Source organism: Stutzerimonas sp. CXK-1, from assembly GCF_057738225.1.
In genome coordinates, this window is record NZ_CM173217.1 from 2154291 (window position 1) to 2172500 (window position 18210).

Consider the following 18210-nt stretch of genomic DNA (forward strand, 5'->3'; position numbering starts at 1 on the left):
TAGGCGATAGGTAATGCCTGGCAGCCCAGTCGCTCGGAAAGAAAAGGCCGATCTGCGATCGGCCTTTTTGCTTCACATGTGCGATACGGCAGCGTCGCCGAAAGCCGAGCAGGACAGCAGGGTCGCCCCCTCCATCAGTCGCTCGAAATCGTAGGTCACGGTCTTGGCAGCAATGGCGCCCTCGACACCCTTGATAACGAGCTCCGCGGCCTCGACCCAGCCCATGTGGCGCAGCATCATCTCAGCCGAAAGGATCAGCGATCCAGGGTTGACCTTGTCTTGCCCCGCATACTTGGGAGCCGTCCCGTGCGTTGCCTCGAACATCGCGACGGTGTCCGAAAGGTTCGCACCCGGCGCGATTCCGATACCGCCGACCTCCGCAGCCAAGGCATCAGAGAGATAGTCGCCGTTGAGGTTCAAGGTCGCGATAACGTCGTACTCGGCGGGGCGCAACAGAATTTGCTGCAGCATCGCATCGGCGATGGCGTCCTTAACGACGATTTCCTTACCGGTGTTTGGGTTCTTGAATTTCATCCAGGGCCCGCCATCTAGCAGCTCCGCTCCGAACTCGTCGCGTGCCACCTCATAGCCCCACTCTTTGAAGGCACCTTCGGTGAACTTCATGATGTTGCCCTTGTGCACGATGGTCACAGAGCTACGGTCGTTATCAACCGCGTATTGCAGCGCCTTGCGCACCAGGCGCTTGGTGCCCTCCTGAGAAACCGGCTTGATGCCAATACCGCAGTTCTCGGTAAAACGAATCTTCTTGACGCCCATTTCTTCGGTCAGGAACTTGATGACTTTCTCTGCTTCGGGAGTGCCCGCCTTCCATTCAACACCGGCGTAGATGTCCTCGGAGTTCTCCCGAAAGATCACCATATCCACGTCACCCGGCTTCTTGACCGGGCTGGGCACGCCGGTAAACCAGCGAACCGGACGCTGGCACACATAAAGGTCGAGCTCCTGGCGAAGCGCAACGTTCAGCGACCGAATGCCGCCGCCAACCGGAGTGGTAAGCGGCCCCTTGATGGATACCACATAATCACGGACAACCTCGAGCGTCTCTTTCGGCAGCCAGGTATCGGGGTCATAGACCTGAGTAGCTTTCTCGCCCGCGTAGACTTCCATCCAGGCGATCTTGCGCTGACCGCCGTAGGCTTTTTCCACCGCAGCGTCGACCACCTTGATCATCACCGGCGTGATGTCGATCCCAATACCGTCCCCTTCGATATAGGGAATGATCGGGTTATTGGGCACGTTCAAGGTGTGGTCGGCGTTCACGGTGATTTTGTCACCGTGGGCAGGCACCTGGATCTTTTGGTATCCCATGCTGGACTCCGTTTCTCTGGTTAAAAACAGCAGTTGCACTCACCCCCGAGAGTAGCCTACCGACAGGGGCGAAACTACAGTTCGTTCGTCGTATTCGGCAAAGCATTCTTGGACAGCAAGCCGCAGTGATATACTCGGGCGATGACTGCCGAGTCATACAGGCGAGCCATCCCTAACCGGACAAATCGTCTATCTGGACCCGCCGAGTGATTACCTCATTCGATGCTCGTCCTTTGGGTGCATTCACATCACCGCGGCGAACCCCGATATCCGGCTCTACGAGTGCAGGAGCGCCTACCCGCGCGCATCGTGGTTCTGTGCACGCTCAGCAAAGAGAGAGAGTCAACGCCAAATGCCTTCGAAGATTACCTATACCTTCACCGACGAAGCCCCCGCCCTCGCCACCTACTCGCTGCTTCCCATAGTCGAAACCTTCGCCGCTTCTGCCGACATCTCGGTCGAGACTCGCGATATCTCTCTTGCCGGCCGTATCCTCGCCGCGTTCGCCGATCAACTCGATGCCGACAAGCGTATTGAGGACGACCTGGCCAAGCTGGCCGAAATGACCCAGTCGCCGGACGCCAACATCATCAAGCTGCCGAACATCAGCGCTTCCGTACCCCAGCTCAAGGCCGCCATCGCCGAACTCAAGGCCCAGGGTTACAACGTTCCGGATTTTCCCGATGAGCCGCACAGCGAGGCTGAAAAAGAAGTCCGCGCCCGCTACAGCAAGGTCCTCGGCAGTGCCGTCAACCCCGTTCTGCGCGAAGGTAACTCCGACCGCCGCGCACCGGCTGCCGTCAAGGCCTATGCCCGCAAGCACCCGCACTCGATGGGCAAGTGGAGCAAGGCCTCCCAGTCCCACGCCGACTACATGCGCGGCGGTGACTTCTTCTCCAGCGAGCAGTCCATCACCATGGACAAGGCTGGCGACGTGCGCATCGAATTTGTCGGCAAGGATGGCCAGGTAGAGCTGAAGAAGCAGCTGGCTCTGCAGGAAGGCGAAGTGCTCGACAGCATGTTCATGAGCTGCAAGAAGCTGCGCTCGTTCTTTGAAGACACGCTGCAGGACTGCAAGGAAACCGGCGTGATGTGGTCCCTGCACGTCAAGGCGACCATGATGAAGATCTCCCACCCGATCGTCTTCGGCCACGCCGTGACCGTCTATTACAAGGACGTGTTCGACAAGTGGGGCAAACTGTTCGAAGAGATTGGCGTCAACCCCAACAACGGCCTCTCCAGCGTCTACGACAAGATCAAGACCCTGCCGGCGTCGCAGCAGGAAGAAATCCTGCACGACATTCACGAGGTCTACGCCCACCGTCCGGAAATGGCGATGGTCGACTCGGTCAAGGGCATCACCAACCTGCACATCCCCAGCGACGTGATCGTCGACGCCTCGATGCCGGCGATGATCCGCAACTCCGGCCAGATGTGGGGCAAGGATGGCAAGCAGAAGGACACTAAGGCGGTGATGCCGGAGAGCACCTACGCTCGCATCTACCAAGAGATGATCAACTTCTGCAAGACCAATGGCGCCTTCGATCCGACCACCATGGGCAGCGTACCGAACGTCGGCCTCATGGCTCAGAAGGCCGAAGAGTACGGTTCGCATGATAAGACCTTCGAGATGACTGCAGACGGCACCATGCGCGTTGTGCTGGCCGACGGCACCGTGCTGATGCAGCATGAAGTCGAGAAAGGCGACATCTGGCGCGCCTGCCAGACCAAAGACGCTCCGATCCGTGACTGGGTGAAGCTGGCCGTCACCCGTGCCCGCCAGTCCGATACTCCGGCGGTATTCTGGCTCGATCCCGAGCGCGCCCACGACTGCGAGCTGCAAAAGAAGGTCGAAACCTACCTGAAGGACCATGATCTGAGTGGTCTGGACATTCGCATCATGGGCTACAACGAAGCTATTCGTTTCTCCATGGAGCGCATGATCCGCGGCAAGGACACCATTTCGGTGACGGGCAACGTCCTGCGTGACTACCTGACCGACCTGTTCCCGATCATGGAGCTTGGCACCTCGGCCAAGATGCTGTCGATCGTTCCGCTGATGGCGGGTGGCGGCATGTACGAAACCGGCGCTGGCGGCTCCGCACCGAAGCATGTCCAGCAGTTGATCGAGGAAAACTATCTGCGCTGGGATTCGCTGGGTGAGTTCCTGGCACTGGCCGTGTCGCTGGAGGAGCTGGGCATCAAGTCCGACAATCCGAAGGCCAAGCTACTCGGCAAGACCCTCGATGCCGCTACCGGCAAACTGCTCGATAACAACAAGTCGCCTGCACGCCGAATTGGTGGCCTGGACAACCGCGGCAGCCACTTCTACCTTGCGCTGTACTGGGCGCAGGAGCTGGCTGCCCAGACCGAAGATCCGGCGCTCGCCGCCCACTTCGCTCCGTTGGCCAAGGCGCTGACCGAAAACGAGGAGAAGATCGTCTCCGAGCTCACCGCCGTGCAGGGCAAGCCAGCGGATATCGGCGGGTACTACCGCTCGAACCCTGAGCTGACCAGCAAGGTGATGCGCCCGAGCGAAACCTTCAACGCCGCCCTGGCTGCACTGGCGTAACGCAGTCGACGTTCGTAACGCAGCTGAAGAAGCCCCGGCCTCGCGCCGGGGCTTCTTTTTTTGTACGAACGCCGGCTTGGTATCATCCTGAATTCTTTCGCTCGGACGCTCATATGACCTGGCAACCGCACATCACCGTCGCCACCATCGTCGAACATCAAGGCGCGTTTCTTTTCGTTGAGGAGATCAAGGCAGGTCGCGCAGTTCTCAACCAGCCCGCCGGGCATCTGGAAGCGAATGAAACCCTACGCCAGGCAGCTATACGCGAAACCCTCGAGGAAACCGCATGGCAAGTCGAGTTGACGGGGGTTGTCGGCATATATCTGTACACCGCACCAAGCAATGGCGTCACCTATCAGCGCGTCTGTTTTGCCGCCAGCCCCCTGGATCACGACCCCCAACGCGCTCTGGATGATGGCATCGTTCGGGCGCTCTGGCTAACCCGCGATGAGCTGGCTGGCCAGCCCCAACGCTGGCGCAGCGAACTGGTCCTGCGTTGCGTCGACGACTACCTGTCCGGGCCGCTCCACGATCTGGCGGTCGTGCGTGACTGACGACCGTTTCGTGTCATCTCCGGCGCCCTGTTAGAATCCCGCTCTTTTCGGATACTCCGCGAATCCCTATGCCCAGCTCGACACCCGTCAATCCCGAAAAACCACGCGTTATCGTCGGCATGTCCGGCGGCGTCGACTCCTCCGTGTCAGCCCTCCTGTTACTCGAGCAAGGCTATCGAGTCGAAGGGCTGTTCATGAAGAACTGGGAGGAGGATGACGGCACCGAATACTGCACCGCCAAGGAGGACCTGGCAGACGCTCAGGCGGTCTGCGATCGGCTTGGCATCAAGCTGCATACGGCCAATTTTGCGGCCGAGTACTGGGATAACGTGTTCGAGCATTTCCTCGCCGAGTACAAGGCAGGGCGGACACCTAACCCCGACATCCTTTGCAACCGGGAGATCAAGTTCAAGGCCTTTCTCGATTACGCCCTGATGCTGGGTGCCGACCTGATTGCCACCGGTCACTATGTCCGCAGAAGAGATACCGAAGGCCGCAGCGAGCTTCTCAAGGGGCTGGATCCGAACAAGGATCAGAGCTATTTCCTGCACGCCGTCGCTGGCGAGCAACTCGCCAAGTCGCTGTTTCCGGTGGGCGAACTGGAGAAGCCCGAAGTACGCGCGATCGCCGAGCGCCATGATCTGGCGACCGCCCGAAAGAAGGACTCGACGGGCATCTGCTTTATCGGCGAACGTCGTTTCAGCGATTTCCTCAAGCAGTATCTGCCGGCCCAGCCCGGTGACATCGAGACAACCGAGGGCAAGGTCATCGGCCGACATCATGGCTTGATGTACCACACGATCGGGCAGCGTCAGGGGCTCGGCATCGGCGGACTGAAGGACGCCGGCGATGAGCCTTGGTACGTAGTGGAAAAGGATCTCGCCCGCAACACGCTCATCGTCGGCCAGGGCAACAACAACCCTCGCCTGTTCGCGCGCGCGCTGTCGGTCTCGGAAATCTATTGGGTCAACCCGATCGAGGTGGTGCGCCCGCTGCGCCTGGCCGCGAAAGTGCGTTATCGCCAGGATGACCAGCCCTGCACGCTAGAGCCTGCCGCCGACGGTTATCGCGTGGTGTTCGACACCCCTCAACGCGCCGTGACGCCCGGTCAGTCGGTGGTCTTCTACGACGGTGATATCTGCCTCGGTGGCGGCGTCATCGAGCACGCCGAAGCCTGGTTCGAGGGCGCTCGCCCATGACACGCCTGGACGAGCAGTTGATCGCACTCGGGGCAGTCTTCGAAGCCGCGGCACAGGTTGACCGTATTGCCCGAACCGGACAGTCCGCGCCGGCTCCGGTAGCGTGCCTGCTGCGAAGCCTCCTGATCCGCTCACCGCAATCGACCGTCGAAATCTATGGCGGCGATGATTTGAACCTGCGCGATGGCTATCGCGCCTTGGTCGGTGCACTGGAGCGCGAGTCCAGTGCACTTCAGCGTGAGCCGTTGCGCTACGCCCTGGCGATGATCGGGCTGGAGCGCCAGCTGGACAAACGCGGCGACATGCTGGAAGTGATAGCCAGCCGTCTCGACCAGATCGAGGCCCAGGTGGGGCACTTCGGCATCGATCATCCGAACGTCGTCGCTTCGTTTGCCTCGCTCTATCAGGACACGCTCAGTACATTCCGGCAACGCATTCAGGTCCAGGGCGACATGCGGCACCTGCAGCAATCGGATAACGCCGCCAAGATTCGCGCCCTGCTGCTGGCGGGGATCCGCTCCGCACGGCTCTGGCGCCAGTTGGGTGGGCATCGCTGGCAACTGATATTCAGCCGGCGCAAGCTGCTCAATGCGCTCTACCCAAGGCTGCGCACCTGACCGTACGCCAACGCACGCGAGCGCCGGCCCGGTTGGCGCTTTCGTGTATAATCTGCGCCCTCTTTTCGTGCCTCACCTGTCGAGAACGCCCTTATGCAGCTTTCTTCGCTCACGGCGGTGTCCCCCGTCGATGGCCGCTACGCCGGCAAAACCAGCGCCCTGCGCCCGATCTTCAGCGAGTTCGGCCTGATACGCTATCGCGTTCAGGTTGAGGTTCGCTGGCTCCAGCGCCTGGCCGCCCATCCGGGCGTTCCCGAGGTCGCACCGTTCTCGGCCGAAGCAAACGCGCTGCTCGACCAGCTGGCGGAGGATTTTCAGCTCGAGCACGCCGAGCGCGTCAAGGAGTTCGAGCGCACGACCAATCACGACGTCAAGGCGGTGGAATACCTGCTCAAAGAGCAAGCCAAGCGCCTCCCGGAGCTTGCTCGGGTCAATGAATTCATTCACTTCGCCTGTACCAGCGAGGACATCAACAATCTCTCGCACGCCCTGATGCTGCGTGAAGGCCGCGACACCGTACTGCTGCCGCTGATGCGTCAGGTCGCCGAAGCCATCCGCGCGCTGGCCATTCAGTTTGCCGACGTACCGATGCTGTCACGTACCCACGGCCAGCCCGCCTCTCCCACGACGATGGGCAAGGAGCTGGCGAATGTGGTGTATCGACTGGAGCGTCAGATCGCTCAGGTCGAAGCGGTGCCGCTGCTCGGTAAGATCAATGGCGCGGTGGGCAACTACAATGCGCATCTGTCGGCTTATCCTGACGTGGATTGGGAAGCCAATGCTCGTGAGTTCATCGAGAGCGATCTGGGGCTGTCCTGGAACCCCTATACGACGCAGATCGAGCCACACGACTATATCGCCGAGCTGTTCGACGCCATCGCCCGTTTCAACACCATCCTCATCGATTTCGACCGTGACGTCTGGGGCTACATCTCGCTCGGCTACTTCAAGCAGAAGACCGTCGCCGGCGAGATTGGCTCTTCGACCATGCCGCACAAGGTCAACCCGATCGACTTCGAGAACTCCGAGGGCAACCTGGGCATCGCTAACGCCTTGTTCCAGCATCTGGCCAGCAAGCTGCCGATCTCTCGTTGGCAGCGCGACCTGACCGACTCTACGGTACTACGCAACCTGGGCGTCGGTTTTGCCCATAGCGTCATCGCCTACGAAGCCAGCCTCAAGGGCATCGGCAAGCTCGAGCTCAATGCGCCGCGCCTGGCCGACGACCTGGATGCCTGCTGGGAAGTATTGGCCGAACCGGTACAAACCGTGATGCGCCGTTACGCAGTGGAAAACGCCTACGAAAAGCTCAAGGACCTGACCCGCGGCAAAGGCATCACGCCCGAAGCGCTCCAGACTTTCATCGATGGCCTGGCCATTCCTGAGTCGGCCAAGGCCGAACTGCGCAAGCTGACGCCGGCGACCTACGTGGGTAACGCGACGGCGCAGGCCAAGCGCATTTGAGCGATCTACTTTACGGACGCCCGGCTGCGCCGGGCGTTTTTATTTGCAGCCCCTTATTCGGGGCAAGGTCTTACGCATGACTTCTGATATTCCACTTCAAGTCTTGGGCGGTATCAGCGCACGACAGTTCCTGCGCGATTACTGGCAAAAGAAGCCGCTACTGATTCGACAGGCGATTCCGGGGTTCCAAAGCCCAATCTCGCCAGACGAGCTCGCCGGACTGTCCCTCGAGGAAGAGGTCGAATCGCGCCTGGTGATCGAACGTGGCGACCGCCCTTGGGAACTGCGCCGCGGCCCGTTCAGCGAAGACACCTACCAGCAACTGCCCGAAAAAGACTGGACGCTGCTGGTCCAGGCGGTCGATCAGCTGGTTCCCGACGTGGCCGATCTGCTGGAGCATTTTCGTTTCCTGCCGAACTGGCGGATCGACGACGTCATGATCAGCTATGCAGCGCCTGGGGGCGGCGTAGGTCCGCATTACGACAACTACGATGTGTTCCTGCTGCAGGCGCACGGCAAGCGCCGCTGGCGCATCGGTCAGATGTGCGACAGCGACAGCCCGCTCCTGCCGCACGATGACCTGCGCATTCTTGCCGACTTCCAGGGTACCGACGAGTGGGTACTCGAGCCTGGCGACATGCTCTATCTGCCGCCGCGCCTGGCGCACTTCGGTACTGCCGAGGACGCCTGCATGACCTATTCGGTAGGGTTCCGTGCCCCGAGCGCCGCAGAAGTGCTGACGCATTTCACCGACTTCCTCGCGCAATTCCTGCCGGACGAAGAGCGCTATGGCGATGCCGATCTTCAGCCAGTGCAAGATCCCTTCGAAATCCAGCGTGATGCGCTTGAGCGGCTGAAGGGGCTGCTTGCCGAACACATGGGGGACGAGCGTCTTTTGCTCACCTGGTTCGGCCAGTTCATGACCGAGCCCCGCTATCCTGAGCGCGTCGAAGGTGCCGAACTCGCTCTTGCCGACTTCCTCTCGGCCATTCGTGACGGCGCCGTACTGGTTCGCAATCCATCGGCCAGGCTTGCCTGGAGCGAAGTGGATATCGGCCTGCTGTTGTTTGCCAGCGGTCAGAGTCGGCTGCTGCCAGGAGGTCTGCGCGACCTATTGCGACTTGTCTGTTCGGCTGATGCCCTGCATGTTGATAATCTTTCGCCCTGGGTCGATAACGAAGACGCGCGCGCCCTTCTCTGGGAATTGGTAAAACAAGGAAGTCTGGAGTTCGCCGATGAATGATGTCCAAGTGCGAATCGCCGATTGGCAAAAAGACAACGCCGATCTGCGCCGCATTCGAGAAGCGGTCTTCATCGCCGAGCAGGCCGTTCCACCTGAGCAAGAGTGGGATACGGATGATGCAGAGGCCATTCACTTTCTGGCGACCGAAGGCGGCTATCCGATTGGCACGGCCCGATTGCTCGCAGATGGCCAGATCGGGCGCGTCGCGGTCTTGCGTGATTGGCGCGGGCTTAACGTCGGCAATGCCTTGATGCAGGCTGTGATCGGAGAAGCCGAGCGGCGTGGCCTGGTTGAGCAAAAGCTGACCGCGCAAGTCCATGCGACTCGCTTCTACGAGCGCCTCGGCTTTCAGGTCGTCAGCGATGAGTTCCTGGAGGCCGGCATCCCCCACGTCGACATGCTGCGCCGCAGCGATAGCCAGGCGTGACTGAGCGCAGGCCTGGTCAAGCGGCTTCGGTGGCCGAGCTGCCGGCCGTCGAATTCGTTTCGCCAGGCCGCTTCGCGTTATGCAACCCGGAACCTTCATACGCGTCCACGCGAAGCGTTGCCGAAGGCGATACACCCTCTCCGTCTGCGGAGACGACGCTTCTCACTACGGCCACCCAGTTGCGCGAGCACACGCTAGCGCTCGCGCAACAAGCACGCCGGTCACTGTTTATCTATAGCCAGGCACTGGATCCCTGGCTGTACGGAGACGCCGACTTTGTTGAGGCCTGCGTCAGACTGCTGCTGAGCCATCCGCGAAACGGGCTTGCGGTGATTGTCGCCGACCCGACGCGCGCCTTGCGCACCGGTCACCGATTGCTTGACCTAAGCCATAGACTCACCAGCAATCTTCGCATTCGCCGTCTCGCTTCGGCCAGCGATTGCGACAATTGCGAGTTCGTAATCGCCGACGATAATGCGCTAATCGTACGGACACAGGCGGACCGGCCGGAAGCACGTGTCAGTTATCACGCACCAGGCAAGGCCCGCCAACAAAGAGCGCTGTTTGACCGTGCCTGGGAACTCAGCGTTACCGATCCGAACCTACGGAGCTTTCGCATATGAGCTTCAAAGCCATTGTCGCCATGCTGCTATTCAGCGTGGCCCTGCCGCTGTCAGCCGCCACCGAGGTCATACCGCTGAACTACCGCCAAGCGGAGGAGATGCTGGACATAGCGCGCTCGGTGGTTGCCGATCAGGGTCGTGTCAGCGCCTACGGCAACCAGCTGGTCATCAATGCCCCTGAGCCCGTGATCAAGGAACTGCGAGCGGTCGTAGCCCAGCTTGATACCGCGCCGAAGCGGCTGCTGATCACTGTCGATACACAGGACCAAGGCACGTCTTCGCAAAGCGGATACTCGATCGATGGCAGCATACGAAGTGGCGATGTCGAACTGTCGACCGGGGAGGGCCACGCGAGCGGCAATCAGGTGCGCATCATCCGCCGCAGCACCCATAGTCGAAACGGCGGCGTACAGCAGCTCCAGGTCACCGAAGGGTATCCGGCGCTGATTCAGGTTGGACAGACCGTACCGTTGACGACATCGGGCACCGATGGCTATGGACAAATGTATCGGCAGACCGAGTACCGGGACGTGCTCCGCGGCTTCTACGTGACGGCAAACGTAACCGGCGAGCAAGTTCAAGTGACCCTCAGCAGCTCGAACGACCGCGCCGATGATTATCGTCCGGGCGTCATCCACACCCAGGCAGCCGATACTCGCGTCACCGGGCGATTGGGCGAATGGCTCACCATAGGCGGTGTCAGCGAAAGCGAAAGCGGGCAAGGTCACGGGCTCGTCCGCCGCTATTCGACCCAGGGCGCACAGGATGTAAGCGTCAGGCTGAAGGTCGAGCAGCTACCTTAGAGGAGCCGACCTAGACCTTCGGATAAATCATGTAGTGACGAGAAAAAAACACTACAAAAGGCATTGACGGACCTCTGGCACCGGCGCATCATTGGCCCGCTCCCGCTAACCAGGGGCCCTGGTAAAGGGTCTCCGGAGCGTGCTCAAGCCAACCAGCCGAGCCGTTCCGTGACTGCACTGCCCACAAGGCGGACTGACGAGGTTGCGACTGGAACGAGTCGTCCCGAGGGACGGGGAAGCGCTAGACGTATCAACCAGGTCATGTGTCGCCCATTGCCCCACGGCAGCCACGCCGGCTGTGGGCCAGGTACGCCGATCAGGTTGCCGCTGTCCGAATCCCCTCCTCCGGTTCGCTCCTGCCAGTCGAAAATCGACAATCTGCCGCGTGTTGCCCGCACTGATCAGCGATAGCACGTAGGTTTCGGTGGGAATAGTCAGTGTTCAACCAAACTCGAATCACCTGAAAGGATTGACCATGTCCGCATATCAAGACGACATCAAGGCCGTTGCCGCCCTGAAAGAGAAGTTCGGCAGCAGCTGGAGCGCCATCAACCCGGAATCCGTAGCTCGTATGCGCGCCCAGAACCGCTTCAAGACCGGTTTGGACATCGCCAAGTACACCGCGGCCATCATGCGCAAGGACATGGCCGAGTACGACGCCGACTCTTCCCTGTACACCCAGTCCCTGGGCTGCTGGCACGGCTTCATCGGTCAGCAGAAGCTGATTTCGATCAAGAAGCACCTGAAGACCACCAACAAGCGCTACCTGTACCTGTCCGGCTGGATGGTTGCTGCCCTGCGCTCCGAGTTCGGCCCGCTGCCGGACCAGTCCATGCACGAGAAGACCGCCGTTTCCGGTCTGATCGGCGAGCTGTACACCTTCCTGCGCCAGGCTGACGCCCGCGAACTGGACCTGCTGTTCACCGCGCTGGACGCCGCTCGCGAAGCTGGCGACAAGGCCAAGGAGCAGGAAATCCAGAACCAGATCGACAACTACGAAACCCACGTAGTACCGATCATCGCCGACATCGACGCCGGTTTCGGTAACGCCGAAGCCACCTACCTGCTGGCCAAGCAGATGATCGAAGCCGGTGCTTGCTGCATCCAGATCGAAAACCAGGTTTCCGACGAGAAGCAGTGCGGCCACCAGGACGGCAAGGTTACCGTTCCGCACGCCGACTTCCTCGCCAAGATCAACGCTGTTCGCTACGCCTTCCTCGAGCTGGGCGTTGACGATGGCGTGATCGTTGCCCGTACCGACTCCCTGGGTGCCGGCCTGACCAAGCAGATCGCCGTGACCAACGAGCCGGGCGACCTGGGCGACCTGTACAACAGCTTCCTGGACGGCGACTACATCGACTCCGCTGCCGACATCGCCAACGGCGACGTGGTCATCAAGGCCAACGGCAAGCTGCTGAAGCCGAAGCGCCTCGCTTCCGGTCTGTTCCAGTTCCGCAAGGGCACTGGCGAAGACCGTTGCGTCCTGGACTGCATCACCTCCCTGCAGAACGGCGCTGACCTGCTGTGGATCGAGACCGAGAAGCCGCACGTTGGCCAGATCAAGGGCATGGTTGACCGCATCCGCGAAGTCATTCCGAACGCCAAGCTGGTTTACAACAACAGCCCGTCCTTCAACTGGACCCTGAACTTCCGTCAGCAGGTGTTCGATGCCATGGTTGCCGAAGGCAAGGACGTGTCCGCCTACGACCGCGCCAAGCTGATGAGCGTCGAGTACGACGAGACCGAACTGGCTCAGATCGCTGATGAGAAGATCCGTACCTTCCAGAAGGACGGCTCCGCTCACGCCGGCATCTTCCACCACCTGATCACCCTGCCGACCTACCACACCGCCGCGCTGTCCACCGACAACCTGGCCAAGGGCTACTTCGCCGAAGAAGGCATGCTGGCCTACGTGAAGGGCGTGCAGCGTCAGGAGCTGCGTCAGGGTATCGCCTGCGTCAAGCACCAGAACATGGCTGGCTCCGACATCGGCGACAACCACAAAGAGTACTTCGCTGGCGAAGCAGCTCTGAAGGCAAGCGGTAAAGACAACACCATGAACCAGTTCCACTAAGAGCTGGCGCCCCCTGCAAGGGGGTGAGCGACAAAAGAAACCCCGGCGACTGCCGGGGTTTCTTTTTGTCTGTTGCCTAGGAAGGATCCTCTCCCGCCGTGAACAAGCCCCAGGCAGAAATGAACAACGCTGCGACCAACGGGCCGATCACGAAGCCGTTGAGCCCGAACAATGAAAGTCCGCCAAGCGTTGATATGAGCACTATGTAGTCGGGCATCTTGGTGTCCTTGCCCACCAGGATTGGCCGCAGGATGTTGTCCACCAGCCCGATCACCAGTACGCCATAAAGCATCAATACGATCCCCTGCCAGACCGAACCGCTCATGAAGAAATAAATGGCCACCGGCCCCCAGATCAGCCCAGCCCCAACCGCCGGCAGAAGTGACAGGAATGCCATGAGCACAGCCCAAAGCAAAGCGCCGGAAATACCGAAGATGGCAAAGATCACGCCACCCAGCGCCCCTTGTGTCAACGCGACGATAACGTTGCCCTTGACGGTTGCGCGGACGACTCGAGTGAACTTGCTGAACAGTCGACGCTTCTGCCCATCACTCAGAGGCATCGCCTGACGAACCTTGTGGACCAGCTCCCTGCCGTCACGAATGAAAAAAAACAGCAGATAGAGCATGACGAAAAAGCCGATCAGGAACTGAAAAGTCCCTTGGCCGAAACTGAAGGCTTTAGTGGCCAAGTATCGACTTGCCTCCAGGGCACCGCTGGCCAAGCGTTCACGAAGACTTCCAGCGTCGCCCCATCCGAGTCGATCCAGCTGCTGCTGCGCAACAGCAGGCAATAGCTCACGAAACTGGTTCAGCAAAGCGCGTACATCCAGATCGCCCGATTCAATCTGCTGGTAGAGGGTTGCACCCTCTTGCACGAGCATCGCGGCGATAAGAATCACAGGCAGGACCGCAACCAGCAGGCATACGGTTAGCGTAAGCAGTGCCGCTACGTTGCGCCGCTCACCGAAATGGGCGGCGAGTCGTTTTTGCAAGGGGGCGAAGATGATCGCCAGGATGGCGGCCCAGAATCCTGCACCGTAGAACGGCAGCAGTATCCAGCCGAAGGCGAGCGTGACGAAGAGCAGAAGTCCCAAGAAGACTTTGCGTTCGAGCGTATTGTTCTGCATGGCCGATCCGATAGCTGACTGTTCTCCTTAGTCCGCGGCCACGGTCAGGAGTGCTCTGATTGAACAGAGTTGGCAGCTATCGGCCCGAACTTACAGGGTCATCGCAGCAATCCAACCGAACCCAAGCAGCGGCAGGTTGTAATGCAAGAACGTGGGTACGACCGTGTCCCAGATGTGATTGTGCTGGCCGTCGGCATTCAGCCCAGCCGTAGGACCGAGAGTAGAGTCCGACGCCGGCGAACCACCATCACCCAGCGCACCCGCCGTACCAACAAGGCTGACGATTGCCAGCGGGCTGAACCCGAGCTGAAGCCCAAGCGGAACGAAGATGGCCGCGATGATCGGCACTGTCGAAAATGACGAGCCGATGCCCATGGTGACAAGCAGCCCGACGAGCAACATCAACAGTGCGCCTACCGCCTTGCTGTTTCCGATCCACTCCACGGACGCATCGACAAGGGCTTTCACGTCTCCGGTTTCCCGCATCACTTCGGCGAAGCCCGCCGCAGCGATCATGATGAAACCGATCATCGCCATCATCTTCATGCCTTCGGTGAACAGGCCATCCGCTTCGCGCCAACGCACTACCCCGGACGTCGAGAAGATAAGGAAACCTACCAACGCGCCCATGATCATCGAGTCCAACCAAAGCTGGATAACGAACGCAGCTGCAATCGCCACCAAGGCAACCATCAGCGCTAGCGGCGAATACTCGGTTTTGGCTTGAGTCACGGCCTCCACACGCCCTAGCTCATAAGTCCGTGGCTTTCGATAGCTGAAGAACGCAATCAGCAAGCCGGTGACCATTCCTAGAGCGGGCAAGGCCATCGCATGCGTAACCTTTACGTTCGAAATGTCCGCACCGCTTTTCGCCACGTTTGCCAGCAAGATCTCGTTGAGAAAGATATTGCCAAAGCCAACCGGTAGAAACATGTAGGGGGTAATCAAGCCGAAGGCCAGAACGCAGGCGATCAGACGGCGATCGATACGCAACTTCGACATCACGTACAGCAATGGAGGAACCAGAAGCGGGATAAAAGCGATATGAATCGGCAAGATATTCTGCGAAGAAACTGCGACACCAAGGAGCAGGACGACGAGCACCCACTTTATGTGCCCTTCCGAGCCCGATCCCTGCTTACCGACCATAGCCAGTGCCTTGTCAGCCAAGGCATGCGCAAGTCCGCTCTTTGCTATCGCCACCGCGAAGGCACCGAGCAGCGCATATGAGAGGGCTACAGTCGCTCCACCACCCAGGCCTTTGTTGAAGGCAGCCAGTGTTCCTTCGATACCAATGCCGCCGAGCAAGCCACCTACGACTGCGCCGCTAATCAGGGCTACCACGACATGCACCCTTGCCAGGCTAAGCAAAAGCATTACGGCGACGGCTGCAACTACCGCATTCATATTTCACCTCTGTAGTGCACACGAAAAAACGTGGCACTCTGCTTCAACTTGCTCGCTTTGTCAAAGCGCCGGCTTTCCGCGCGACGGGATTCGATTGGCATGCGTGCAAAGAGGTAGAATCGTGGCGGACCCAAAGCAGAGCCTTAACCGTGGAAATTTTCAAAGAGTTCACTTTCGAATCAGCGCATCGCCTCCCCTTCGTCCCTGAAGGACATAAATGCGGAAGGCTCCACGGCCACTCGTTTAGGGTGGCGATATATATTTCCGGAGACGTCGACCCGAAGACAGGATGGATTCGTGATTTCGGCGAGCTTAAGGCCCTATTTCGCCCCATTTATGATCTTCTGGACCATAACTATCTCAACGACATTCCTGGTTTGGAAAACCCGACCAGTGAGAATCTTGCAAAGTGGATCTGGGAAGAGCTCAAACCAGTATTACCTGAACTATCGCGGATTCGGATTCACGAAACATGTACTAGCGGCTGTGAATATCGAGGGGACTAATCGACACGAGTATTTCCAGACGCAACACCGCGTGTTATCGCTTGTCGGCCCTAGCGGGCCGATGATCCAAAAGCCGAATCACAGCCGCACGGATGTGGAATAAGCGTGCTGCCCTGGGCGGAGAGATAGTCAGCAGTGAGCAACCCGTGAGCAGGGGAAGACCTGGAGCGCTTTGATTTCCCGTTGCGCAAAGACAAACCCCCGACCAGCGAGTGCGGGTCGGGGGTTTGGTATAGGTGCTTGACGATGACCTACTCTCACATGGGGAAGCCCCACACTACCATCGGCGATGCGTCGTTTCACTGCTGAGTTCGGGATGGGATCAGGTGGTTCCAACGCTCTATGGTCGTCAAGCAATTCGGTTGCTGTATCGGTGTTGAGTCGCTACAGCGAATTGGGTATGTGATGTCTGGCTTTGCAGTTCAATTCGAATTTTCGGCTGTTGTCGGCTTCGACCGACCCACAATCGTCAGATTGTTTGGGTGTTATATGGTCAAGCCTCACGGGCAATTAGTACAGGTTAGCTCAACGCCTCACAACGCTTACACACCCTGCCTATCAACGTCGTAGTCTTCGACGGCCCTTCAGGGAGCTCGAGGCTCCAGTGAGATCTCATCTTGAGGCAAGTTTCCCGCTTAGATGCTTTCAGCGGTTATCTCTTCCGAACATAGCTACCCGGCAGTGCCACTGGCGTGACAACCGGAACACCAGAGGTTCGTCCACTCCGGTCCTCTCGTACTAGGAGCAGCCCCTCTCAAATCTCAAACGTCCACGGCAGATAGGGACCGAACTGTCTCACGACGTTCTAAACCCAGCTCGCGTACCACTTTAAATGGCGAACAGCCATACCCTTGGGACCGGCTTCAGCCCCAGGATGTGATGAGCCGACATCGAGGTGCCAAACACCGCCGTCGATATGAACTCTTGGGCGGTATCAGCCTGTTATCCCCGGAGTACCTTTTATCCGTTGAGCGATGGCCCTTCCATACAGAACCACCGGATCACTAAGACCTACTTTCGTACCTGCTCGACGTGTCTGTCTCGCAGTCAAGCGCGCTTTTGCCTTTATACTCTGCGACCGATTTCCGACCGGTCTGAGCGCACCTTCGTACTCCTCCGTTACTCTTTAGGAGGAGACCGCCCCAGTCAAACTGCCCACCATACACTGTCCTCGATCCGGATGACGGACCAGAGTTAGAACCTCAAGCATGCCAGGGTGGTATTTCAAGGATGGCTCCACGCGAACTGGCGTCCACGCTTCAAAGCCTCCCACCTATCCTACACAAGCAGGCTCAAAGTCCAGTGCAAAGCTACAGTAAAGGTTCACGGGGTCTTTCCGTCTAGCCGCGGATACACTGCATCTTCACAGCGATTTCAATTTCACTGAGTCTCGGGTGGAGACAGCGCCGCCATCGTTACGCCATTCGTGCAGGTCGGAACTTACCCGACAAGGAATTTCGCTACCTTAGGACCGTTATAGTTACGGCCGCCGTTTACCGGGGCTTCGATCAAGAGCTTCGCTTGCGCTAACCCCATCAATTAACCTTCCGGCACCGGGCAGGCGTCACACCCTATACGTCCACTTTCGTGTTTGCAGAGTGCTGTGTTTTTAATAAACAGTCGCAGCGGCCTGGTATCTTCGACCGGCATGAGCTTACTGAGCAAGTCATTCACTCTCACCGGCGCACCTTCTCCCGAAGTTACGGTGCCATTTTGCCTAGTTCCTTCACCCGAGTTCTCTCAAGCGCCTTGGTATTCTCTACCCGACCACCTGTGTCGGTTTGGGGTACGGTTCCTGATTACCTGAAGCTTAGAGGCTTTTCCTGGAAGCATGGCATCAACCACTTCGCTTTCTAAAAGAAAGCTCGTCATCAGCTCTCGACATTGAGATCCCGGATTTACCTAAGATCCCTGTCTACCGCCTTAAACTTGGACAACCAACGCCAAGCTGGCCTAGCCTTCTCCGTCCCCCCATCGCAGTAACCAGAAGTACGGGAATATTAACCCGTTTCCCATCGACTACGCTTTTCAGCCTCGCCTTAGGGACCGACTCACCCTGCGTCGATTAACGTTGCGCAGGAACCCTTGGTCTTTCGGCGTGCGAGTTTTTCACTCGCATTGTCGTTACTCATGTCAGCATTCGCACTTCTGATACCTCCAGCAAGCTTCTCAACTCACCTTCACAGGCTTACAGAACGCTCCTCTACCGCTCAACTTACGTTGAACCCGTAGCTTCGGTGCATGGTTTGAGCCCCGTTACATC

At 59.1% G+C, this 18210-nt stretch carries 14 protein-coding genes and 2 rRNA genes (1 of these 16 cut by a window edge); 11 read left to right on the plus strand and 5 right to left on the minus strand.

The window, feature by feature from the left end; all coding sequences use genetic code 11:
* Nucleotides 1–72: 72 nt before the first annotated feature.
* On the minus strand, nucleotides 73–1329 hold the full coding sequence (gene icd / locus AC0KXH_RS10060) for an NADP-dependent isocitrate dehydrogenase (protein ID WP_043220318.1): 1257 nt from the start codon (nucleotides 1327–1329) through the stop codon (nucleotides 73–75).
* A gap of 352 nt (nucleotides 1330–1681) precedes the next feature.
* Between icd and AC0KXH_RS10065 the strand changes: the two genes are divergently transcribed.
* The 10 genes from AC0KXH_RS10065 (at nucleotide 1682) to AC0KXH_RS10110 (ending at nucleotide 12905) form a co-directional block, all read left to right on the plus strand.
* A complete protein-coding gene (locus AC0KXH_RS10065; protein WP_041105567.1) occupies nucleotides 1682–3901 on the plus strand; it encodes an NADP-dependent isocitrate dehydrogenase in 2220 nt (739 codons plus the stop codon).
* A 113-nt stretch (nucleotides 3902–4014) separates the two neighbouring features.
* Nucleotides 4015–4455 (plus strand): NUDIX hydrolase, encoded by a 441-nt coding sequence (locus AC0KXH_RS10070; protein ID WP_488223336.1) that lies wholly within the window; start codon nucleotides 4015–4017, stop codon nucleotides 4453–4455.
* Nucleotides 4456–4523: 68 nt separating this feature from the next.
* On the plus strand, nucleotides 4524–5654 hold the full coding sequence (mnmA, locus tag AC0KXH_RS10075; RefSeq protein ID WP_052813420.1) for a tRNA 2-thiouridine(34) synthase MnmA: 1131 nt from the start codon (nucleotides 4524–4526) through the stop codon (nucleotides 5652–5654).
* Entirely contained in the window at nucleotides 5651–6271 is a 621-nt protein-coding gene (gene hflD / locus AC0KXH_RS10080; RefSeq protein WP_061339468.1) for a high frequency lysogenization protein HflD, read from the plus strand. The genes mnmA and hflD overlap by 4 nt, the downstream gene beginning before the upstream one ends.
* A gap of 93 nt (nucleotides 6272–6364) precedes the next feature.
* Complete coding sequence (gene purB, locus AC0KXH_RS10085; RefSeq protein ID WP_041105571.1) at nucleotides 6365–7735, plus strand: adenylosuccinate lyase; 1371 nt, start codon at nucleotides 6365–6367, stop codon at nucleotides 7733–7735.
* Between the two features lie 76 nt (nucleotides 7736–7811).
* Entirely contained in the window at nucleotides 7812–8978 is a 1167-nt protein-coding gene (locus AC0KXH_RS10090; RefSeq protein WP_488223337.1) for a ribosomal protein uL16 3-hydroxylase, read from the plus strand.
* Complete coding sequence (locus AC0KXH_RS10095) at nucleotides 8971–9405, plus strand: GNAT family N-acetyltransferase (RefSeq protein ID WP_041105573.1); 435 nt, start codon at nucleotides 8971–8973, stop codon at nucleotides 9403–9405. The genes AC0KXH_RS10090 and AC0KXH_RS10095 overlap by 8 nt, the downstream gene beginning before the upstream one ends.
* A 29-nt stretch (nucleotides 9406–9434) precedes the next feature.
* On the plus strand, nucleotides 9435–10028 hold the full coding sequence (locus AC0KXH_RS10100; RefSeq protein ID WP_145996446.1) for a DUF7931 domain-containing protein: 594 nt from the start codon (nucleotides 9435–9437) through the stop codon (nucleotides 10026–10028).
* On the plus strand, nucleotides 10025–10831 hold the full coding sequence (locus AC0KXH_RS10105) for a secretin N-terminal domain-containing protein (protein ID WP_488223338.1): 807 nt from the start codon (nucleotides 10025–10027) through the stop codon (nucleotides 10829–10831). Before AC0KXH_RS10100 ends, AC0KXH_RS10105 begins: the two co-directional genes overlap by 4 nt.
* Before the next feature lie 475 nt (nucleotides 10832–11306).
* Entirely contained in the window at nucleotides 11307–12905 is a 1599-nt protein-coding gene (locus tag AC0KXH_RS10110; protein ID WP_043220327.1) for an isocitrate lyase, read from the plus strand.
* A gap of 76 nt (nucleotides 12906–12981) precedes the next feature.
* Here the strand turns inward: AC0KXH_RS10110 and AC0KXH_RS10115 are convergent, their stop codons facing one another.
* Nucleotides 12982–14034 carry an AI-2E family transporter gene (locus AC0KXH_RS10115; RefSeq protein WP_488223339.1) on the minus strand — a complete coding sequence of 351 codons (1053 nt, stop codon included), beginning with the start codon at nucleotides 14032–14034 and terminating at the stop codon, nucleotides 12982–12984.
* A gap of 90 nt (nucleotides 14035–14124) precedes the next feature.
* Entirely contained in the window at nucleotides 14125–15441 is a 1317-nt protein-coding gene (locus tag AC0KXH_RS10120) for a Na+/H+ antiporter family protein (RefSeq protein WP_200628573.1), read from the minus strand.
* A 149-nt stretch (nucleotides 15442–15590) separates the two neighbouring features.
* On the opposite strand from AC0KXH_RS10120, the gene queD reads away from it, so the two are divergent.
* Nucleotides 15591–15947 (plus strand): 6-carboxytetrahydropterin synthase QueD, encoded by a 357-nt coding sequence (gene queD / locus AC0KXH_RS10125; protein ID WP_074519854.1) that lies wholly within the window; start codon nucleotides 15591–15593, stop codon nucleotides 15945–15947.
* Nucleotides 15948–16185: 238 nt separating this feature from the next.
* Here the strand turns inward: queD and rrf are convergent.
* A 5S ribosomal RNA gene (gene rrf / locus AC0KXH_RS10130) occupies nucleotides 16186–16301 on the minus strand.
* Between the two features lie 135 nt (nucleotides 16302–16436).
* Nucleotides 16437–18210, minus strand: a 23S ribosomal RNA gene (locus AC0KXH_RS10135); it runs 1117 nt beyond the window's last position.